The 18952-nt window shown below is 68.4% G+C and carries 21 protein-coding genes and 1 pseudogene; 9 read left to right on the forward strand and 13 right to left on the reverse strand.

All coding sequences use genetic code 11. The features are described 5' to 3' along the window. Nucleotides 1-3 precede the first annotated feature (3 nt). The gene (locus tag AC5P1C_RS25575; protein WP_493868258.1) at nucleotides 4-882 is read left to right on the forward strand and encodes a SigB/SigF/SigG family RNA polymerase sigma factor; all 879 of its coding nucleotides are present in this window, start codon (nucleotides 4-6) and stop codon (nucleotides 880-882) included. 48 nt (nucleotides 883-930) lie between these two features. On the opposite strand, the gene AC5P1C_RS25580 is transcribed toward AC5P1C_RS25575, so the two are convergent. From AC5P1C_RS25580 to AC5P1C_RS25605, 6 genes are all read right to left on the reverse strand, one after another. After that, nucleotides 931-1281, reverse strand: coding sequence for a PRC-barrel domain-containing protein (locus AC5P1C_RS25580; protein WP_493868259.1), 351 nt, complete (start codon nucleotides 1279-1281; stop codon nucleotides 931-933). A 149-nt stretch (nucleotides 1282-1430) separates the two neighbouring features. Beyond that, nucleotides 1431-2705, reverse strand: coding sequence for an MFS transporter (locus AC5P1C_RS25585; protein WP_493868260.1), 1275 nt, complete (start codon nucleotides 2703-2705; stop codon nucleotides 1431-1433). Between the two features lie 84 nt (nucleotides 2706-2789). Next, on the reverse strand, nucleotides 2790-3320 hold the full coding sequence (locus AC5P1C_RS25590; protein WP_493868261.1) for a carboxymuconolactone decarboxylase family protein: 531 nt from the start codon (nucleotides 3318-3320) through the stop codon (nucleotides 2790-2792). Nucleotides 3321-3370: 50 nt separating this feature from the next. Further along, nucleotides 3371-4219, reverse strand: coding sequence for a DUF8832 domain-containing protein (locus AC5P1C_RS25595; RefSeq protein WP_493868262.1), 849 nt, complete (start codon nucleotides 4217-4219; stop codon nucleotides 3371-3373). Between the two features lie 266 nt (nucleotides 4220-4485). Continuing rightward, nucleotides 4486-4626 (reverse strand): hypothetical protein, encoded by a 141-nt coding sequence (locus AC5P1C_RS25600; protein WP_493868263.1) that lies wholly within the window; start codon nucleotides 4624-4626, stop codon nucleotides 4486-4488. A 656-nt stretch (nucleotides 4627-5282) separates the two neighbouring features. Continuing rightward, nucleotides 5283-5882 (reverse strand): GOLPH3/VPS74 family protein, encoded by a 600-nt coding sequence (locus AC5P1C_RS25605; protein ID WP_493868264.1) that lies wholly within the window; start codon nucleotides 5880-5882, stop codon nucleotides 5283-5285. Between the two features lie 328 nt (nucleotides 5883-6210). Here AC5P1C_RS25605 and AC5P1C_RS25610 point away from each other — a divergent pair, with 328 nt between their 5' ends. Together AC5P1C_RS25610 and AC5P1C_RS25615 are read left to right on the forward strand one after the other, a co-directional pair. Then, entirely contained in the window at nucleotides 6211-6657 is a 447-nt protein-coding gene (locus AC5P1C_RS25610; protein WP_493868265.1) for an FKBP-type peptidyl-prolyl cis-trans isomerase, read from the forward strand. Nucleotides 6658-6819: 162 nt separating this feature from the next. Next, on the forward strand, nucleotides 6820-7557 hold the full coding sequence (locus AC5P1C_RS25615) for a D-Ala-D-Ala carboxypeptidase family metallohydrolase (protein ID WP_493868266.1): 738 nt from the start codon (nucleotides 6820-6822) through the stop codon (nucleotides 7555-7557). Between the two features lie 192 nt (nucleotides 7558-7749). Here AC5P1C_RS25615 and AC5P1C_RS25620 read toward each other — a convergent pair whose 3' ends face one another. Continuing rightward, the gene (locus AC5P1C_RS25620; RefSeq protein ID WP_493868267.1) at nucleotides 7750-8268 is read right to left on the reverse strand and encodes a hypothetical protein; all 519 of its coding nucleotides are present in this window, start codon (nucleotides 8266-8268) and stop codon (nucleotides 7750-7752) included. 155 nt (nucleotides 8269-8423) lie between these two features. Next, the gene (locus tag AC5P1C_RS25625; protein WP_493868268.1) at nucleotides 8424-9155 is read right to left on the reverse strand and encodes an SDR family oxidoreductase; all 732 of its coding nucleotides are present in this window, start codon (nucleotides 9153-9155) and stop codon (nucleotides 8424-8426) included. Between the two features lie 84 nt (nucleotides 9156-9239). Between AC5P1C_RS25625 and AC5P1C_RS25630 the strand changes: the two genes are divergently transcribed. The 4 genes from AC5P1C_RS25630 (at nucleotide 9240) to AC5P1C_RS25645 (ending at nucleotide 12353) form a co-directional block, all read left to right on the forward strand. Further along, complete coding sequence (locus AC5P1C_RS25630; RefSeq protein ID WP_493868269.1) at nucleotides 9240-9869, forward strand: TetR/AcrR family transcriptional regulator; 630 nt, start codon at nucleotides 9240-9242, stop codon at nucleotides 9867-9869. Nucleotides 9870-10118: 249 nt separating this feature from the next. Beyond that, the gene (locus AC5P1C_RS25635; RefSeq protein ID WP_493868270.1) at nucleotides 10119-11303 is read left to right on the forward strand and encodes a serine hydrolase domain-containing protein; all 1185 of its coding nucleotides are present in this window, start codon (nucleotides 10119-10121) and stop codon (nucleotides 11301-11303) included. A gap of 205 nt (nucleotides 11304-11508) precedes the next feature. Continuing rightward, a complete protein-coding gene (locus AC5P1C_RS25640; RefSeq protein ID WP_493868271.1) occupies nucleotides 11509-11772 on the forward strand; it encodes a hypothetical protein in 264 nt (87 codons plus the stop codon). Next, nucleotides 11769-12353, forward strand: coding sequence for a DUF6461 domain-containing protein (locus tag AC5P1C_RS25645; RefSeq protein ID WP_493868272.1), 585 nt, complete (start codon nucleotides 11769-11771; stop codon nucleotides 12351-12353). Before AC5P1C_RS25640 ends, AC5P1C_RS25645 begins: the two co-directional genes overlap by 4 nt. Here AC5P1C_RS25645 and AC5P1C_RS25650 read toward each other — a convergent pair. Further along, nucleotides 12310-13794 carry a hypothetical protein gene (locus tag AC5P1C_RS25650; protein WP_493868273.1) on the reverse strand — a complete coding sequence of 495 codons (1485 nt, stop codon included), beginning with the start codon at nucleotides 13792-13794 and terminating at the stop codon, nucleotides 12310-12312. The genes AC5P1C_RS25645 and AC5P1C_RS25650 overlap by 44 nt on opposite strands. A gap of 197 nt (nucleotides 13795-13991) precedes the next feature. On the opposite strand from AC5P1C_RS25650, the pseudogene AC5P1C_RS25655 reads away from it, so the two are divergent. Continuing rightward, a pseudogene (locus AC5P1C_RS25655) lies at nucleotides 13992-14333 on the forward strand (class I SAM-dependent methyltransferase); the annotation flags it as partial. Between the two features lie 67 nt (nucleotides 14334-14400). Here AC5P1C_RS25655 and AC5P1C_RS25660 read toward each other — a convergent pair. The 3 genes from AC5P1C_RS25660 to AC5P1C_RS25670 all read right to left on the reverse strand — a co-directional run bounded on the left by AC5P1C_RS25660 (nucleotide 14401) and on the right by AC5P1C_RS25670 (nucleotide 17688). Then, nucleotides 14401-15714 carry an MFS transporter gene (locus AC5P1C_RS25660; protein WP_493868274.1) on the reverse strand — a complete coding sequence of 438 codons (1314 nt, stop codon included), beginning with the start codon at nucleotides 15712-15714 and terminating at the stop codon, nucleotides 14401-14403. A 106-nt stretch (nucleotides 15715-15820) separates the two neighbouring features. Further along, nucleotides 15821-16825 carry a methionyl-tRNA formyltransferase gene (locus tag AC5P1C_RS25665; protein WP_493868275.1) on the reverse strand — a complete coding sequence of 335 codons (1005 nt, stop codon included), beginning with the start codon at nucleotides 16823-16825 and terminating at the stop codon, nucleotides 15821-15823. After that, the gene (locus AC5P1C_RS25670; RefSeq protein WP_493868276.1) at nucleotides 16810-17688 is read right to left on the reverse strand and encodes a ThiF family adenylyltransferase; all 879 of its coding nucleotides are present in this window, start codon (nucleotides 17686-17688) and stop codon (nucleotides 16810-16812) included. The genes AC5P1C_RS25665 and AC5P1C_RS25670 overlap by 16 nt, the downstream gene beginning before the upstream one ends. Before the next feature lie 127 nt (nucleotides 17689-17815). Between AC5P1C_RS25670 and AC5P1C_RS25675 the strand changes: the two genes are divergently transcribed. Then, nucleotides 17816-18544 carry an ArsR/SmtB family transcription factor gene (locus AC5P1C_RS25675; RefSeq protein ID WP_493868277.1) on the forward strand — a complete coding sequence of 243 codons (729 nt, stop codon included), beginning with the start codon at nucleotides 17816-17818 and terminating at the stop codon, nucleotides 18542-18544. Here AC5P1C_RS25675 and AC5P1C_RS25680 read toward each other — a convergent pair. Beyond that, nucleotides 18531-18872: an ArsR/SmtB family transcription factor gene (locus AC5P1C_RS25680; RefSeq protein WP_493868278.1), complete on the reverse strand. Its 342-nt coding sequence runs from the start codon at nucleotides 18870-18872 to the stop codon at nucleotides 18531-18533. The genes AC5P1C_RS25675 and AC5P1C_RS25680 overlap by 14 nt on opposite strands. Nucleotides 18873-18952 lie beyond the last annotated feature (80 nt).

An 18952-nucleotide genomic window follows, 5' to 3' on the forward strand; every position in this document is an offset into this window, starting at 1 on the left:
ACGATGTTTCAGCAGGCAGTGGACGTGGACGCGCCGGAGGCGGTCGAGCGGGCGCGGGATCAGGTCGCCGGACTGCCACGGATCGAGGAAGCAGGCCAGGTTGCACCGAAGGACGCACGAGAACTGTCGAAGCTCTTCTTCGACCAACTCCAGGTACTTGAACGGGGATCCGCCGACTATCTGTACACACGCAACACGCTGATCGAGATGAACCTCACCCTGGTGCACTACGTGGCCGGCCGATTCCGTAACCGCGGCAACGGCCAGCTGGAGGACATCGTCCAGGTCGGAACCATGGGGCTCATCAAGGCGATTGACCGATTCGACGTCAGCCGCGGGGTCGAATTCGTCTCCTTCGCCGTTCCCTACATCCTCGGGGAGATCAAACGCCACTTCCGTGACAACAGTTGGGCCGTGCATGTACCGCGCGGTCTGCAAGAACTCCGCACCGAACTACTCAAGTCCAGGGACCGGCTGTCCTCCAGGCTCGGCCGCGAGCCGACCGTCAAGGAGCTCGCGGCCGATCTGGGGGTGATCGAGGAACGGGTCCTGGAGGCGATCGTTGCCGCCAACGGCTACGCCGCCGGCTCCCTGGACACCCCGCACGCCGTGGGCGAGAACGGCGGCACCAGCGAGCACTCTCTCGCCGACGTCATGGGTGCGGCGGACCCCGCCATGGAGACGTTCGAGAACCTGCACGCCCTGGCCCCGCTTCTGGCCGACCTCGGGGAACGGGAACGCCGCATCATCGAAATGCGTTTCGGCCAGGAGCTGACGCAGGCCCAGATCGGCGCGGAGCTCGGCATCTCACAAATGCACGTATCCCGGCTGCTCTCCGCCACCCTCGCCCGCCTCCGCACCGGCCTGCTCGCCTACGACTAGCTCAGGCCCGCCGCAGGCGGCAGACCGCCGCCCCTGGGCGAGCGACGACTACATGTGCGGCCGGTTGTAGTAGCGGGCGAACTGTTCCAGGTAGGTGGGCTCGCTGCTGTACTTGGCCTCGTCGAATTCGGGGGCGGATTTGATCTGCTCCTTCGTCCGATCGACGTAGACCTTTTCCTCGACGGTGTCGATGCGCTTGATGGTCCCCGCGGGCAGCAGGACGTGCTTGCCGAAGATCCAGGCCCCGGTGTCGACGACCAAGTGCGCCGAGCCGACGTCTTCCGAGTGCTTGTCGATCTTCCCGATGTGGCCATCGGTGGCCTCGACCTTGTAGCCGATGAGGTCGACCCCCTCCTCGTACCCCGAGGCGGGGTGGTAGCCCCAGATGTCTTCGCTCACGGAACTTCCTCTCTCACGCGGACACGGTGACGGAAATCCAGATCCACCAGTTTGGACCGAACGTACGTCTGGCATTGAGACGCTGCCACCGGACGGATTCGGGTGGTAGTGGACGCAGGCGTGACGTCACGAGATCACGGCGCTGCGGTTCACGCGGCCTTGGACAAGGTGGACCGATCCTTGCTGGGCTCGCGCTGGGCGAATGTCACGGAGTCGGTCGTGGCTCCTCGCCCGTCGTGGCGCGGCCACAGCAGGAGGGCACCGATCGCTCCTGCTCCCGCAAGGACCGCGAGGACGGACCAGGCGAGGGTGAAGCCTGCACTCGTGCCGAGCCATCCCGCGACGGGATAGGTGATCAGCCAGGCCAGGTGGGAGAGGGAGAACTGGGCCGCGAATGCCCCGGGGATCGCGGTCCGTGTGACGGAGGCGCGCAGGACCTTGCCGGTCGGCGTGATGATCAGTGCCATGCCGATGCCGATCACTGTCCAGATGATCGCCGTACCGGCCCATGTGGTGAGGCCAGTGGCGGTGAGCGTCACCGCGGCGATCGTGCCGCCGACGAGGACTCCGGCGCCGGTCATCATCACGGTGCGGGCGGCGGTCCGGTCGAGAACGCGGGGTAGTACGAGGGCGGCCACGAGGGTTCCGGCGCCGGAGGCGGCGAGCATCCAGGCGACGTTTGACTGTGAGCCGCCGAGCTCGTCACGGACGTAGTTGACGGTGTTGACGACGACGATCGACCCTGCCGCCGCAACCACGAGGTTGAGCGCCATGACACCGCGCAGCCGCGGCGTCCTGAGGAAGGTCCTGATGCCGGATGCCGCCTTGTCCCATGCCTTGGTGTGGGTGCTGGGGCGGGCGTCCGGAATGTGTGTCGACAGGACGAGCAGGGCGGAGAGCAGGAATCCGGCTGAGGTGCCCAGGAACAGCCAGTTGAAGCTCATGAACGTCAGGGCGAGGGCTGCGAGCACGGGGCTGAGCAGGCTCTCCATGGTGGAGGCGACCTGGGAGGCGGACAGGGCGCGCGTGTAGTCGGACTCCTCGGTGACGATGTCGGGGATGACGGCCTGGAAGGTCGGTGTGAAGGCGGCGGAGCCGGCTTGGAGCAGGCCGATCAGGACGTAGATGTGCCAGACCTCGGTGACCAGCGGCAGGGCCAGGACCACCGCGCCGCGGACCACGTCGAACAGGACCAGGAGAGTTCTCCTGGGGAGCCGGTCGACGTACGCGGCGGTCAGCGGGGCTATGACCACGTACATGACCATCTTGATGGTCAGGGCGGTGCCGAGGACCATGCCGGCGCGGGGTCCTGCGAGGTCGTAGGCGAGCAGGCCGAGGGCCACTGTGGTCAGTCCGGTGCCGAACAGGGCGATGACCTGGGCGCCGAACAGGTGGCGGTAGTCGCGGACGGCGAACAGTCGCATGGCGGGTTCCTTCCGTGTCCAGGCGGTGGGGCACGGTCCCGGGGCTCGGGCCGTGCCCCACGCGTACAGGCGGGGGTGTCGTCTCTACGCATCGGTGCCGCTCCCCGGTGTCAGGCCGGCGAGCAGGTTGAAGGCGCCGGTGAGGAGGTTGAGTGCGACGATGCCGACGACGTCGGCTATCGCCCGGTCGCTGTAGCCGTGTTCACGCAGCGCGATGACCTGTTCGTCGGTGATCGACGTGGGCTCGCGATAGATCTGGAGGGCGAGGGTGATGATCGCCGCGATCGCGGGATCGGCCGAGGTGCCCGCGTGGGCTCGCTCGATCTCTCCTTCGTCAACTCCCATGGCGCGAACGGCACTCACATGGGCGTCGAGGCACAGCTTGCATCCCTGCTGGGCCTGTACGGCGATCGAGATCCGTTCACTGATCTCGCGGTCGAGCTTGGCTCGCCCCATCGCCCGGCTGAGCTGGAGGTAGCCGCCCAGCACGGCCGGCGAGTGCGCCATCGTGGAGACCATGGCACCGATCTGGCCATGGCGGGAGACCAGGTCGGCGAGGAGATCGCGCGAGGCGCCGACCGCCGTGTCCGGCGTGAGTTGGGTCAGGCGGGGCATGACGCTCCTTCTCGGTGTTCTCGGTGCGGGCTACGTGCGTTCCCGTGCGGTCAGTGGTGTGCGTGGTGGCCGTGGTGGTGTCCGCCGTGCTCGGGGGCGGGGGCGGGGGTGTGGCCCGGGGCGGCGGTCCGCACGGTGAACTCGGCAGTTCGGACCACGTCGTTGTGCTGGAAGTCCAGGTACAGGCGGTAGGTGCCGGCCGTGGGCGCGACCGCCATGAAGGAGATCCCGGGTCCCGGTGCGGTGGTGCCGTCACCGGGCTCGCCCTCCGGGTGGACGTGGAGGTATCCCAGGTCTCCGACCCGCAGTGCCACCAGGTGTCCGTATGCGGCCAGGTAGGGCTGAAGGTCGGTGACGGGGCGGCCGTTCCGGCTGACGGTGAGGGTCAGTTCGCTTGCCTCACCGGGCAGGAGCTCGCCGTCGAGGGCGACCGTGTACTCGCCTATCTGTGCGATCCCGGTGGCCTCGGGGAGTGGCAGCGGGTCGTATGGCCCCGTGACCGCGACGTCGATCCCCAGCGTCATGGTCCCGTCGAAGCCGACCGGGTGCACGTCGGCGAAGAGCCTCCAGTCCCCCGGTTCCAGGGCCAGGTCGACACTCCAGGTGCCCTTCTCGTCCATCACCGGGTGCACGTGCTGGAACCCGGCCGTGTCACGCCGGACGGCAATGAAGTGCAGCTTCTTGTCGTGCTCTGACTTGAACCCGGTCTGCGTCTGCCTGTCAGGGCCGATCACCCGGAAGCTGACCGGCTGCACGCCGGCCGTGAGGATCGTCGAGTCGAGCTCGAGTGTGTACCCGTTCTCGGAGACCGCAAGACCACCAGGCCGGGCTTCGCTGTGACCGCTGTGACCGTTGTGAGCGCTGTGGATGCTCTGGTCGTGGCCGGAGTGATTCTTCATGACATCTCCCTTGGTGTGATGCGCCTTATCGCGTTGCCCGTCCGTTCAGGACGACGATCATAACCATATACCCCCCGGGGGTATTCCCGGTACCCGGTACGCCCGCCCCGGGCACTCCCCCGGGGCCCCCGGCGCGCGGCAGACCACCGCCCATACACCGACCTGCTCATCGCGCGCGGCCGGGGCAGCCTGAGACTGCGCTGCGGCTGCAGAGGACTTCTCACTTCGCATGACCAGCAGGGTGATGACGCCATCGATCGCGGCGATCACAGCCGCTCCGTGAACGCGGAGGAGGGTCCGTCGGTGAGAGCGGGCTGGTTGCCGGGCTCGAGCGACATACCCAGCACCTCGACGAGCGACGCGGGCAGGACGGTCGACCACGTACGTGCCCGTCGGCTCCACGGCACTGCGCCTGCATCGGGCTACGGAAACGAGCAAAGGGCGGACGGTCCGACCACACCAGGTTCTTCAACAGCAGCGGCAGTGTGTACGGCTCTGGCACCCGGCGACCGGCTCCTCACCGGCCTGATACGCACCCATCGCGGCCTCGCCGCCATTGGTGGCGCCGTCGATCACGGTGCTGAGGGGGAGGTCGGGGTCCTCGCAGTCGCGCTCTCCGACGTGGTCGGCTTGTCCGCCGACGCCGGCTCCTTGGGGTCGGAATGGCTGCCGCATGCGACCAGTGGCAGTGTCAGGGCCGCGAGAGCCGTGGCGAGGATCCGGAAGCGCATGACTGCCCCCGGAGTGGTGCGAGGGCGGGAGCGCAGCGCGGAAGACACCGCCTGTCCGGGGGGTGTCGCAGTCTGTTACGAATCGGGCCCGATCAGTTCCGCTCGCGCTGGTGGTCGCGTCACTTACCGCGCAGGACGAGGACGCAGATCGTCACCGCCATCGCCACCAGGCCCAACACTGCGGGCTGTGAGCCGGACGCAGACCCAGTCTCCAGGTGTCGGCCGCGCGACCCTGACCGGAACTGGTCCACGGACATGCTGCAGGCGTCGCCCAACTGCCGTGCGAGCACGTCGTCGTCACACGCGACCGCGACCCCGGGGGCGGGCTCGACTCACGGTCCGCGCCAGAGGTTGGCGAAGGCAGCGTTCTCGATGTTCCGCTTCTGCCGTACGGCCTCCAACTCCATCACCGCGTCGTGGACGACGGCCAGCACGGTCGTCACCGCTTCGTCATCGAGGCCGAGCTCATCGTCGGATGGTTCGTCGTCGATGCCCACGGCCGAGGCGAGGGCAGTCAGGACGGGTTCCTTCTCGTTCCAGCGGTCGGCTGCACGGCGGCGCGCGGGCGTATCGACCGGTTCCACACGTTCCGAGCCGAAGAGCAACCGACCCCTTCGCTGCGGCTTCAGCTCATCGTCATCCTCCAGGGCGGCCTGGTACGCGGCCGAGAGGTCTCGACCCCGGCGCCACAGCCAGTCCTCGATCCGCTCATAGGGCGCCTGCCGAGTAAGTCCTGCCGCAGCCTCGCCCATGAACCGGTCGTCCAGCGTCAGCTGTCCACCCGGCACAATGCGGTCGCCGTCCACGGCAACCGCCCCCGCACCGATGAGATCGATCAGCTCGGCCCCCGCGAGTGCGAGGGACAGGTCGCCCTGCCCCACCGGATGCTTCAGGTCCATGGCGATGATGAACAGGTCCTTCGCCGTGGTCATGAACGGCTCCCCTCGGAGACATCGATAAAGGTGCGTCCCACCACCAGGGCCCGCGTACGAGGCCGGCCCGGGGCGGGGCGACTGTCACCATCAGTATCGCCCAGCCTGCGCGGCCAAAGCCTTTTCGTACGGCGGCGGGAGTTTCCGCCGACGGCGTCAGGACGGCGGGTCTTCGCATCGGCTTGGATTTCTCGTCGTGGCGGCCATAGCAACCGTCGCGCACAACACCACGGGGGCCTTGCCGGTAGCGTGATCGTCCGGCGCATGGAATGTCCGTGTGGTCGGCCGGCCCGTGAGAGGGGCTCCGGCGGCGAACGATGGGACCGGGATGAGCGAACTGACGAAGCCCACGATCAAGGTTCCGGAGGGTGACGCGCCCACCGAGCTGACGACCCGGGACCTCGTGGTGGGGGACGGAGCCGAGGCCCAGCCGGGCAGGGTCATCCGAGTGCACTACGTAGGAGTCACATTCGCTTCCGGCAGGGAGTTCGACTCCTCCTGGGAGGAGGACCGGCCGTTCAAGTTCGCCGTGGGCGGTGGCAGGGCCATCAAGGGCTGGGACCGCGGAGTACGGGGAATGAAAGTCGGCGGCCGTCGCGAGATCATCGTTCCCCCGCGTCTCGGCTACGGCAGGCAGTCACCTTCTGCGTTGATCCCGGCGGGCTCGACGCTGATCTTCGTCGTGGACCTGCTTTCGGTCGTGGACGGGACCGCCGCAGCGCGGCCGGCTCGACCGGCTCGGCCTGAACCTGGCGGTCCTGGCGGTCCGGTGTGAGCAACCCCGGTCATCTATCCGGTACTCCGCCATCCAGGCCATCGATCGCCAATGGTCTGACAAATGACGGCCGTTCGCGCCCCGTTGACGTGCGCCACCCATCCCGCCAGGCTCGGAACGCACGTGCGCACCTCCCCTCCCCCACCCCCATGGAGTGCCTTGATGACCAGACGCACCGCACGACTCGTCCTGTCGATTGTCATGCTCATTGCAGCAACCTTGGGCGGTCTCGTGGCAACGACGGGAACCGCTCAGGCCGACGGCTGCTACACGTGGTCGCGCACCCTGTCCCAAGGAGCCTCGGGGGCCGACGTGACGCACTTGCAGATACGGGTAGCAGGCCACGCCGGGAGCGGTGGCGCGCTCGCCATCGACGGTGCCTACGGGCCGGCGACCACTGCCGCGGTCAAACGGTTCCAGACGGCTTACGGCCTGGCCGCCGACGGCGTTGCAGGCCCGGCGACATTCAGCAAGATCTACGCCCTCCAGGACAACGACTGCACACCGATCCACTTCACCTACGCCGAACTCAACACCTGCAACTCCACCTGGGCGGGCGGCGCAGTGAGCGCAAGCACGGCGAAAGCAAACGCGTTGCGCACCATGTGGAAACTTGAGGCATTGCGACACGCCCTCGGCGACCAACCCATTCGCGTGACCAGCGGCTTCCGCTCGCATGCCTGCAACGACGCGGTCGGCGGAGCAGCCGGCAGCCGCCACCTGTACGGCGATGCGGCCGACCTTGGCGCGGGCCCGCACTCGCTGTGCCGCCTCGCCCAACAGGCCCGCAATCACGGCTTCAACGGAATCCTCGGCCCCGGCTACCCCGGCCACAGCGACCACACCCACCTCGATCACCGCGCAAGCCGCTTCTGGTCGGCGTCGGCCTGCGGCATCTGAACGCACCAGCGGGCACTCCCCGGCTGCTCAGAGGGCGCTATCGAGTCAACTCTGTCCAGAGCCACACCAGTTCTCTGATGCAGCCGAAATCCAACCGCCGGTGGCCCTGTGGGACGCGGGAGCTCAAACTCCTGCGCTCGCGGGGCCCGTCCTACTCCGTCAACTGCCCCTGCACCCAAACATCGCCGCACGTCAGCTCTGGTCGGCGGCCATGGAGTCGAAGGTCTCCCGCATCAGTTGATCGATGACTCCGGGCCGTCCGGCCAGGGAATCGAAGAGGTCGGCGAGGAGCCACAGCACGAAGCCGTGCACCAGAGCCTCCTCCGGCGGAATCTGCCCGAACCGGTCGCGCCACGCCACGGTGTCCATGCCCATGGCAGCGGCCATGAGGACGCCGGTGACCATCGGCACCTGAGCCGGGTCGGCCATCTCGAACGTGGGGAGTCTGCGGATCACTGCAGGGATCAGATCACTGAGCGGATCAAGTCGATCCTCGCCACCGGGCTGTTCGGCGATCAGATACCCGGTCAACACGCCCACCAGGAAGACCGTGCCCCGGGACACCTCCTCGCGCCCGTACCCGTCCACCGCGGCTTCGACCCGCTCCTGCGCCTCCTGGCGGTCGTCGGCGGAAGTCCGCTTATCCAGGACCCGGCAGGAAGCCCACGCCGCACGAATGGCCTCATCCACAACTACGCCGTCACTCGTCATGGAACGACCGTAGGCCAGACAGCGCGCTGCCCGGGGGCCCGGTCCGGTCGGGCCGTCTTCGTCCAGGGCGGTTACGAGAGCATGGGCATCACCGACAGTCCGCATCCTTGGTGAACTCGAAGCGACTTGCCGGGCGATGCACATTCCGTGCGGCGTCAGCCCTGAGCCGTGGGGCGGACGACAATGTCGCCGACGTCGACGTTCGAGGGCTGTTCGATCGCGAAAGCGATAGCGCGGGCGATGTCGTCGGGGGCGAGGGAGAAGTCGACCGTCGGGGCCTGCGACTTGACGGTAGGGCTGGTGACCGAGTCGGCGAACTCCGTCCCTACGTAGCCGGGCGAGACCATGGTGACCCGCAGGTCGGGCCCGGCTTCCTGGCGCAGCCCCTCCGAGAGGGTGCGCACTGCGTTCTTCGTCGCCGCGTAGACGGCCTGGTTCGGCACGATGCGCAGCCCGGCGGTCGAGACGACGTTGACGAACTGCCCCTTGCGTTGCTCGCGGAAGACGGGGAGTGCTGCGGCGATCCCGTACAGCACGCCCCGGAAGTTGACGTCGATCATCTGGTCCCAGTCCTCGACGCGTAGCTCGTCGAACGGGGAGATGGGGCCGACCCCGGCGTTGTTGACGAGGACGTCGAGCGCGCCGTAGCGCTCGCGGGCGCAGGCCACCAGGTCCGCGAGGTCGCCGCGACGACGCACGTCCGTCGTCGTCCAGGCGACTGCGCCGCCCTTGGCCTCGATGCGTGCGGCGAGCGCTTCCAGGCGGTCGCTGCGACGCGCTCCGAGGACGACCTTTGCACCGCGCGAGGCCAGCAACAGTGCGCTCGCCTCGCCGATACCGCTGCCCGCGCCCGTAATGGCCACCACTTTTCCGTCGATCCCTGTCACGTGCGGCCTCCAGCACTAGAAGTAAGAGGGCTATCACTTTTACAGTAAGAGGGCTCTTACTTCTCGTCAAGGCAGGTGGGTCGAGTGGCCGAGGCCGCAGTTGGGGCGGACATTGGGCGTCCCGCCCGGGGACAGCTCCGCTCGGCGCTGATCGCCGAGAGTTTCGCGCTGCTCTCCGAGAAGGGGATCGCCGGCTTCTCCGTCGCCGAACTCGCCCGCAGGCTCAAGGTGAGCACCGCCGCCCCGTACCGCCACTTCCGCAACCGGGAGGCGCTGCTCGCCGTCGTCGCGACACAGGCCGCCGACGAGCTCACCCGCGCCATGGAGACCGCCGCGCAGACGGCCGGCCCCGACCCGATCGACCGGCTCGCGGCCACTGCGGGGGCATACGTGCGCCACGTATCCGACCGCGGCGCCGGCCTTGACGTGATCTTCGCCCGGGAGCTGAGGCCGCTGCACGACGCCGACCTGGCCCGGGCCGGCTGCGGCCTGATGACGCTGCTGCTCGACCTCGCTCAGCGGGCGGGCCACACCGACCCTTCCCAGGCGCTGCTCCTGCTCGAACAGCTCTTCTCCCTCGCCCACGGCTACATCGCCCTGGACGCGGAGGACTTCCTGACCTGCTCCCGCCTTTCCCCCGAGGATGTCGCCACCCGCGCCACACACGCGGCCACGGCACTGCTGCGCGGCAACGCGACCCGCTCATCAAGTTGACGTTGATGAACGGCGAGTGCCTTCATGAAGCTGTGGCGATCGGGACCCCTGGTGGCAACGAAGACCCCGAACCGGCACCCTTCTCCTCTGTTCACCCCTGACCGGCAGGGGCCCAGCCCTTCGTCGCTTCAGGTAGGACCGGCCGGAACGGACCGGACCTCTTCACGACGGATGGATCTGTAGGTATGTTCCCTTCGATCTCACTGGTCCGACCGGTCGGTATGGTCAGTCCCAGAAGGCGGAGGCTCCATGGCAGAGCAGGCGGCACCTCAGGTCGACGGCCACGTCGACGAACGCTTCGAAGGCGTCCGCGTCGCCTTCGAGGAGAACTTCCGCGAGCGCGGCGAACTCGGCGCAGCCGTGACCGTCCTGCTCGACGGAGCGCCGGTCGTCGACCTGTGGGGCGGCTGGGCCGACGCCGCGCGCAGTCGCCCGTGGCAGCGGGAGACCCTCGTCAACGTGTGGTCCACGACCAAGGGCGCCACAGCGTTGTGCGCCCATCTCCTGGCCGACCAAGGCTTGTTGGACCTCAACGCGCCGGTCGCCGCGTACTGGCCGGAATTCGCGGCGGCAGGCAAGGAGGGCGTCCTCGTACGTCATCTGCTCTCGCACCGGGCGGGCCTGGCAGGGCTGCGTGAACCGCACGCGCTGGCCGATCTCTACGACTGGGAGCTCACCACGACGCGTCTCGCCGCCACCGCGCCGTGGTGGGAGCCGGGCACTCGGTCCGGCTATCACGCGATGACCTATGGCCACCTGGTCGGCGAGGTCGTCCGACGCATCACCGGGCAGCTGCCCTCCGCATTCCTGCACCAGGAAGTCACCGGCCCGCTGGGCATCGACTTCACGATCCGGCTACCGGCAGAGGAGGCCATGCGCGCGGCCGAGCTGGTGCACCCCCGGGCTGCCGAGAGCAGTGAACAGCACGCCGCCTTCAGCCAGTTGGAGCCCGTCGCGCTGGCTGCCCTGGCCAACCCTGTCACCCGCGCAGCCGACGCCAACACTCCCGAGTGGCGCGCCGCCGAGATCCCCGCCGCGGGCGGCCACGGCACGGCCCGCGGTGTCGCCGCGCTGTATGAGATCTTCACCGGCCGGGGAGAGTACGCAGGCCGGCGCGTACTGTCGGCCGCGGCCGCGGAACGTGTACGCGAAGGCCAGGGCGCTTGCCGAGACCTGGTCCTGGGCGCCGGTTTCGCCCACGACACCGAGATCGGCCTCGGCCTCTGGCTGAGCGGCCGGAACGGCTCGTACGGCCCCAACCCGCGGGCCTTCGGCCACGACGGCTTCGGGGGTTCTTTCGGTCTGTCCGACCCCGAGTCGGGCATCAGCATCGGCTACGTCATGAACCGGATGGGCGGGAACATCGCCGATGATCCGCGGAAGATGGCGCTGATCGAGGCGGTGTTCAAGGCCGGGCAGCATCGCGGCGCATAGCCCCCGGCAGTGCGCGACAGCAGTTCCTGCTCCGTTCCACCCCCAGCGGCAGCGGCTGATATCGGGCTGGGGGCCGTTCAGTCTTCCGGATGCCGCAGCGACACGAACCCCACGCTGCAATCGGTGACCGCCGTGTACCCCCGTACTCAAGTGCGGCCGGGCTAGCGGGCCATGGTCACCGGCGCGTCGGGGCTCGGCCGGCGCCATGGCGCTGCAGCTGGCGGCCCGAGCAAGAGCCGAGGTGGCGATCAGCGGCAAGATCCGGCGGGCTGAACGCCGGCGCCCCGAGGCCCGGCTGCTCGCTGATCGCTATGGGATCATGTGTGCGGCGGCCACCACGCCACCGCACGTGCTTGAAGCTGATCGAAGGGAAGTCGGGGAAGCGATGAACTGCGCTGAGGAAATCGCCCGGTTCACATCGAGCTGCAGCGGCGGCTCGCGCGGCAACCACCCCGACGCCGCACGATGAGCAATCCGCTGGCATGGATCGCCGAGATGCACATGGCGCACAGTCTGACCCTGGTCCAGGGTCTGACCGGCCGAGACGTGCTCGTACGCATCGGTGGTGAGCCGGAGAGCATCCGGCAGCCCGACGACGCGGACGAGGTCGGGGCGTTGCGCGAGGAGGCGTTGGAGGACTACTGGGATTTCGGCGCGCTGCACGGCGGCGTCGCCGGGGACTGGGCCTTCGCCTTCGAGCCGGCGAGCACCTGGGCCTTCGACGACGAACGTCTCGCCGCCGCTTCGCGCGGCACCCGGCTGATCGGCTGCTACAACGGTGACTCGTTGGGCTTCGTCGAGCACTGGGTGGACGGGACGCTGATCACCAAGTTCGACACGCGGCAGCCCGAACTCCGGCACGAGCAACGGGGCGAGGACCCCGACCGGCTCGTCCCGGAGATGGGCCGGGCAGGATTCTTCGACCAGCAGAGCGGTCTTTCGCCGAACCTGCGCGCCCTGGCACTCCTGCACGACTACACCGGGGTCGCCCTGGGCCCGCACGAGGTCACCTTCGGCCTGATGGCCAGGCTTCCGGCGTACGACGAGTGAGGCGAGGCGGATTGCAGCCCCGCCTCACTCGCCCCGCACATCCGGTCAGCCGACGCTGATCCAGAACTTCTCGCCGTCGATGACCCGTTGCTTCTGGTAGAAGCCGCTCAGTTGACCCACCGACCGAGCCGTTCTGCTTGTTGGGCACGTGCCCGATGGTGCACTCACTGCTCGGCGTCACGTTGCCGACGTAGTAGATGGTCCACTGACCCTTGCGCTTGCCGCTCGTCTCCTTGTGGGGACGGATCTCCGCGCAGTCCTTGCCCGCCAGCTTCCGCTGCCCACCGCTCTGCCGCGTCTTGGCGAACGGGTACTCGTCGCAGCTGTCGTCGGGGACCTGCGGATCGGCCTTGAACGTGCCGTCGTGGCAGATCTTGTTGCGGTTGGCGTCCGACTTGCCCTCGTCGGCGAGGCGGGTCAGCGGTTTGCCCCGGCCCTGCCAGCCCCAGTGGCCCTTGAGGTTCCGCATCGACCAGGCGACGTTGGCCTGTCCGGCGTTCCGCAGCGGAAGCTTCATCGTCGGCACCGCCTGAGGGAACACACAGCCGACGTTCTTGCCGCTCGGGTACCGGGCGTCACCGAAGGTCTGGTCGCACCTGATCTTCATCGGCGGCGCGAACCAGGCCGGAGAGATGAGGACTTGGCCCGCACCGAGGATGGTCACGGTGTTCTTCACGCCGAAGCTCTGGACCGGTGCAGCCCCCTTCCACACATGGCTGGTGGCGCCGTCCAGGACCCGGCCCTTGCTGATCGGCACCGATCCCGACCACGCCTTGTCGGCCGCGCACGCGCCACCCGCGCATGCTGTCTTCCACGATGCCCGCAGCCCTCTGGCCGAGCCCGAGGCGGCGTCGAGCCGCAGCGTGTTCTCGGTGTGCCACAGCCCCTCCTTGATGGAGGTCTTGCCGTTGTGCTCCTTGGGGTCGAGCTGGATCTCCTGCGTCGCCGTGAACACGGCCCTGCCGGTCGTCCGCTTCGTCCTGAGGTCGATCACGGTGTACGTGAGCGACACCCGCCCGCAGGCGTCCGTGCGCGTGTAGAACCAGCGCCCCGGCTGGGCCCGGCACTGCCGGCCCGCCTGGGACTCGATCTCGGAGGCCTTCTTCACCTCGGGCTCGGGCAGCTTCGCGCTGTCCCAGCAGCCGATGCTGTCGAGCCCCTTCTGCAGGAACCCTTCGAGCGCCGCTTTGACCTTCTTGCAGCCCTGCTCGAACTCGAACTTGACCGCACCGCCCTCTTCGGCCTTCGGCGCCGCACCGGCGGCCTGGACGACCTGCCCGCTGCGGGCCTTCGCCCCGGCGCCATGTGCACCCTTGGCACCCTTGTCGTCCTTGTCGCCGCCATCGGTCCCGCAGGCCACGGCACCGGCCAGCACGGCGACCGACAGCGCCGTCGCCAGCACCGGCCGTACGGCCTTGCCGGCGCCGACCTTGCCGGCCAACCTCCGCGAGGACTTCCTTACAGCCGATTTCACGGCTCCCCCTCATCATGATCACGCCAAAGAAGTGATCATGATTCCACGCCCGCCGAACCCTCGGACGCCGTGATCGACGTGCTTCACAAGGGCGACACGATCGTTGCCACCACGGCGGCTGCTCACCCAGAACTCCTTATGGGTGAGCACCAGAAGGAGAAAAGGTGATCCACCACCGCCCGCCGGCCTCATCATGCGACGGGATCGTCGAGCTGTACGCGTCGCTGTACGCCAACCGGCTGGAGGCGCAGCCGTTCGCACGGAACATGATGGCCGCCTTCGCCGAACTCGTGCACGGTACGGGCAACCTGCGGGCGGCCGACGTCGGGTGCGGGCCCGGTCATCTGACCGCCATGCTGCACGACTTGGGGCTGGACGCCTTCGGGTTCGACCTCTCCCCCGCCATGGTCGAACACGCCCGACAGGCCCATCCCACGCTGCGGTTCAGCGCGGCGCGCATGGAAGCCCTGCCGGTCGATGACGGCGCGCTCGGCGGAGTGCTCGCCGCCGCCCCAAAGCCATCCTGGAGATGCCGGAGGGCTGAGATGCCGGAGGTCTCGTGGGTGAAGTCGTTCATGAGGCCCTCGGGGGCACCCGGGCGAAGAAGCCGAGGCTCACCACGCTCGCGAGTGCCACGTACCCCGCGTACAGAACGGCGTGCCCGGAGTGGCTGGCCGCTGCCGCGAGGTAGGGGGCCGTGCCCCCGAAGACAGAGACGGTCAGACCATAGGGAACCCCGATGCCCGTGGCCCGCGCCCCCGCCGGGAACTGCTCCGCCATGATCTGCGGCGCGATGGCTCCGTAGCCGCAGAACAGGACGAGACCCACGCACTCGATCGCCACGAGCCACGTGAACGATCGCGATCCGACGGCCAGCAGGGGAACCGTGAGCGCGGCGAAACCCACCGCGAACACCATGAGCAGTGGCTTCGTGCCCACCCGGTCGGCGAGCATGCCCGCCAGCGGGAGTACGACGATGAACAGGAGCTGCGCGGCGGTGGTGGCCACCAGTGCGGATGAAGGCGTGACGTGGCCGTCGGCAGTCGCGTAGGACGGCAGGAAGACGACCCAGGTGTAGTAGACGATGGTGCCGGCAAGGGTGTAGCCGACGACTCTCAGCATCGCGCCGGGCCTGCTCCAGATCCCACCCGCGGCCGCCGAGCGGCGGCTCCGCTCGGGTGGCCCGCTGTCCTGACAGTCGTCCGGAGGGCCGTCGGACGTCGTCTCGGTCACGAGGTGCGTCTCGATCATGCGGCGCCGCAGGACGAACGCGTACCAGGCGAGCCCCGTTCCCAGGAGGAAGGGGACGCGCCAGCCCCAGGCGGTCATCTGGTCGTCATCGAGCAGCATGGTCAGGACCGTGCCGAGCAGCGCGGCGATCAGGTTGCCGAGCGCGTTGCTGACGTAGATGGCGCTGGAGTAGAGACCCCTGCGGCCGGGTGGGGCTATCTCCACCACGTACGCGGACGAGGCGGCGAACTCGCCGCCGGCCGAAAGGCCTTGGGCCAGCCGGGCCACCAGAATGGTCAGCGGCGCGAGCCACCCCGCCGTGCGGTAGGTCGGGCACAGGGCGATGAGCAGGCTGCCGGCGGCCATGAGCAGCATGGACAGGGTCAGGGCACGGCGACGGCCGAACCGGTCGCCCCACAACCCGATCAGCAGCCCGCCCAGCGGGCGGGTCAGGAACCCCACCGCGAACACCACCAGGCTCTGCAGCAGGGCGCTTGCCGGATCGTGGGAGTCGAAGATCTGTGGAGCGAAGAACGGCGCGAAGATGGCGTAGACGTTCCAGTCGTACCATTCCAGAACATTGCCGGCCGTCGCGTTGCGCAGACTTCTACGGCGGCCGACGGCGGCCGGGACGTCGAGCACGGCCGTCGGGGTCATGTGAGTTCCTTACGTTGTTGGTGGGTTGATTCCGGTCAACCCCTCTCGGGCGTGGTGCGGGAGGGGAGCTGCTCGCTCCGCTCCCCTCCCGCACCGGCGCACGGTGCTACTCGGTGTGCGAAGCCAGGAGTTCGACGAGGCCGGCGGCCAGGTCAGGGTTGGCGGCGACGTCCTGGGTGACGGATGCCGGGCCGCCCTGGGGATGCCAGCTGAGCGAGAGCACCTGGATCCATCCGTCGGCGCAGGCGACCATCAACCCGTGCCGGTCATCGGAACGGACCGTGCCCGGCAGAGGGGTGCCACCGGGCACAGCGCCCTCGGGCAGTGCTTGCGCCACGTGGACCCGCAACCCCGTTCCGTCCGCAGCGATCAAAGCGCCCGGCTGTGGGTGACAGGCGCGTACCACTCTGAGTACTTCGTCCGTGCTCCACGACCAGTCGATCGAGGTGTCCTCGGCGGTGGGGGCGGAGAAGTAGCTCCGGGAGTCCATGTCCTGGGCCGCTGCCGTGAGGTCTCCCCGCACCAGGCGGGGGATCACCTCGTGCAGCAGGTGACGGGACTCGCCGAAGAGTCTGTCCCGGATCTCGCCGGCTCCCTCCGTCCCCGTCAGTGTCACCGGCCGCTGAGCGAGGACCGGCCCGTCGTCGATGCCCGGAGTGGTGATCAACGCGGTTACACCGGCGTCCCGTTCGCCGTTGCGAGCCATCCAGAAGAAGGGTGCGAGGCCCGCGTAGCGGGGAAGCGGCCCCGGATGGAAGTTGACCACCGCATGTCTGGGGACGGCCAGTACCGGCTCGCGCAGGATCTGCTGGAAGTTCGCGATCAGCAGGTAGTCCGGGGCCAACTCCGTGAGGGCGGCGACCGTCTCGGGGTCGTTGACGCTACGAGGCCGCAGGACCGGGACGCCCACAGCGCCGGCCTGGTCCGCCAGATCGACGGGATCCTGCTCACCGATGTAATAGCTGCACAACGTTCCGGGAGGGCGGGTCAGGACGCCCGCCACCTCCACATCAGGGTGTGCGAGCAGCGCGGTGAGAAACGGCGCGCCGAACTTGGAGTTGTTCTCCGAGAGCAGGACCACGCGTATCGGCGCCGTCACTTGGCCCACCACGCCCGCTCCACGAGCTTCGACTCCCAGGTGAGGGAGTCGTACACCGCGTACCCGGGCTGTACGGGAAGGGCCGTGCGCCCGGGGAGGTCCATGATCTCCTGCGCCAGGCGCTCCACGAGAATGCCCTCCGCGAGCGGCGGGCACGCGCCGAAGATGGGCATCCGCTGCATCCCCACGAACCACTCGTCGATCATCTTCTCGCCCGGATACTCGGGCATCTCCGGGATGATGCGTTCCATCAGCCGGCGCGCCGCCGCGTCGTCGATGGGGCCGTCCTCGGGGAGGTCGTAGACCTCCTCGATCGGCATCGAGTCCTTGGTGTACGTGAAGACGAACACCTTGTGCGACACCGTTGGTATCTTGAACATGAATTGACACCGGTCGCTTGCCCGGAATGCCCGGTGCAATGCGTAGCGGTTCTGGACCTGGTAGAACTCCATCTGGTCCATGACGTAGTCGCAGTCGGCCATGAAGTGCTCCGCGGTATCCGGGGTGATGCCTTCCGGATAGACGTCGATGTTGACATCCTTCGTCAATTCGAAGGCCATCTCCGCGACAACCTCGGCCTTATTGCGGCCGACGTTGTCGAGAGAGGCACCCAACTGCCTCTGAATATTCGTGATATCGAATTCATCCGGGTCGGCGAGCTTGAGGTTCCGCGCCCCCATCCGCACCAGCCGCGTGGCCACAGCGCCGCCGATGCCTCCCGTGCCCACGATGCCGATCACCGAGTCCCGGAGCTTCTCCTGGCGTCGGCGCTGCTCATCCGCCGTATCCCCGAGCCATCCGAGGTTACGGTCGACCCGCTCCCAGTAGAGCTTGTCGTCGTACTCGCCGCGGTACTCCGTCACCTTCACCGTCATGTGAAACCCACCCTGGTAGTTTCATGGAGAATTCTTTACTCTCCATGCGTCTCCGCTTTACGTACGGCGTCCCGCATTTCCGGGGCTCCGTGGTGCGAGCAAGAAGCTACCGAGTAACGTGTCCGGCATGAGCCGAACTGTGGTCGACGCCCCTGACATCGCCTTTGTCGCGGGTCTCCTCGGCGACTCGTCACGAGCTGCGATGGTCACCGCGCTGATGGACGACCTGCGCCTGCCGGCCAGCGAGTTGGCCAGGATCGCGGGGGTCGGCAAGTCCACCGCGAGCGAGCATCTCGGCCGTCTGGTGGACAACGGCCTTCTCGCCACGGAGCGTTGCGGCAGACACACCTACTACCGCATCACCGACCCCCTGGTCGGGCAGGCCCTGGAGACCCTGGCGGTGCTCGCGCCGCAGCGGGAGCCCAACTCCCTGCGCTCGGTCCGCCGGCAGGACGAACTGGCCCGTGCCCGGCTGTGCTACGACCACCTCGCCGGACGGCTGGGTGTCGCGATCGCCGACGCCCTGCGGCAGCGGGGCATGCTCCAGGAGGAGGCGGGCGCCCTCGTGCTCGTTCCCGATGCCTGGAACGGCGAGCCGCCGCTCGGCATCACCAGCGAGTCGGCTCGCGCGGGACGCAGACCGCTGGCCCGCGGCTGCGTGGACTGGACCGTACGCAGACACCACCTCGCGGGCGCGCTCGGCGCGGCGCTCACCGGGCGCATGTTCGAGCTGGGGTGGATCCGGCGGCACCGGGAGAAGGACCGCGCGCTTGTCGTCACGGAAACGGGAGCCGACGGGCTCCGGGACGCGTTCGGGTTCGACGACGAGGTGACCGCGTCCGTCATGTCCCGCTGAGGGGCGGCCCCGCCTCCGGCTCGTGCCCCAGGCTGACCAGCAGGCGCAGCGCCTCCAGGGCGGCCCCGACCTGGGGTCCGGCGAGCCGGTAGACCCGCCGTCGGCCGTGCTGCTCCACCCTGAGCAGGTCCTGCTCAAGGAGACACGCAAGGTGGCTGCTCGCCGTGGAGGCCGAGACGCCGGCCTGCTCCGCGAGCTCGCCCGCCGAGCAGGATTCTCGTCCCTCCAGGGCCAGCAGCATCTCGACACGGGCCGGCACCGCGAACAAGGCTGCCGCCTTGGCGAGGTCCAGTTGCGGCTTGGCCCTGGGGTAGCGGGGGGCAGTCATGGCGGTGATCCTCTGTCGTCGATGATTCGACCTGCACCGAACGGTTCGCGCGCCACGATGACGACATGTCCTCATCGCCC

This window comes from Streptomyces sp. A18 (assembly GCF_059026065.1).

What these genes read in the sequence shown, in the direction of transcription:
- AC5P1C_RS25620 (WP_493868267.1), bottom strand. Translation starts at nt 8,268, where the DNA reads ATGACGAGTGACGGCGTAGTTGTGGATGAGGCCATTCGTGCGGCGTGG.
- AC5P1C_RS25585 (WP_493868260.1), bottom strand. Translation starts at nt 2,705, where the DNA reads ATGCGACTGTTCGCCGTCCGCGACTACCGCCACCTGTTCGGCGCCCAG.
- AC5P1C_RS25635 (WP_493868270.1), top strand. Translation starts at nt 10,119, where the DNA reads ATGGCAGAGCAGGCGGCACCTCAGGTCGACGGCCACGTCGACGAACGC.
- AC5P1C_RS25590 (WP_493868261.1), bottom strand. Translation starts at nt 3,320, where the DNA reads ATGCCCCGCCTGACCCAACTCACGCCGGACACGGCGGTCGGCGCCTCG.
- AC5P1C_RS25575 (WP_493868258.1), top strand. Translation starts at nt 4, where the DNA reads ATGTTTCAGCAGGCAGTGGACGTGGACGCGCCGGAGGCGGTCGAGCGG.
- AC5P1C_RS25615 (WP_493868266.1), top strand. Translation starts at nt 6,820, where the DNA reads ATGACCAGACGCACCGCACGACTCGTCCTGTCGATTGTCATGCTCATT.
- AC5P1C_RS25610 (WP_493868265.1), top strand. Translation starts at nt 6,211, where the DNA reads ATGAGCGAACTGACGAAGCCCACGATCAAGGTTCCGGAGGGTGACGCG.
- AC5P1C_RS25680 (WP_493868278.1), bottom strand. Translation starts at nt 18,872, where the DNA reads ATGACTGCCCCCCGCTACCCCAGGGCCAAGCCGCAACTGGACCTCGCC.
- AC5P1C_RS25675 (WP_493868277.1), top strand. Translation starts at nt 17,816, where the DNA reads ATGAGCCGAACTGTGGTCGACGCCCCTGACATCGCCTTTGTCGCGGGT.
- AC5P1C_RS25605 (WP_493868264.1), bottom strand. Translation starts at nt 5,882, where the DNA reads ATGACCACGGCGAAGGACCTGTTCATCATCGCCATGGACCTGAAGCAT.
- AC5P1C_RS25660 (WP_493868274.1), bottom strand. Translation starts at nt 15,714, where the DNA reads ATGACCCCGACGGCCGTGCTCGACGTCCCGGCCGCCGTCGGCCGCCGT.
- AC5P1C_RS25670 (WP_493868276.1), bottom strand. Translation starts at nt 17,688, where the DNA reads ATGACGGTGAAGGTGACGGAGTACCGCGGCGAGTACGACGACAAGCTC.
- AC5P1C_RS25645 (WP_493868272.1), top strand. Translation starts at nt 11,769, where the DNA reads ATGAGCAATCCGCTGGCATGGATCGCCGAGATGCACATGGCGCACAGT.
- AC5P1C_RS25595 (WP_493868262.1), bottom strand. Translation starts at nt 4,219, where the DNA reads ATGAAGAATCACTCCGGCCACGACCAGAGCATCCACAGCGCTCACAAC.
- AC5P1C_RS25640 (WP_493868271.1), top strand. Translation starts at nt 11,509, where the DNA reads ATGGCGCTGCAGCTGGCGGCCCGAGCAAGAGCCGAGGTGGCGATCAGC.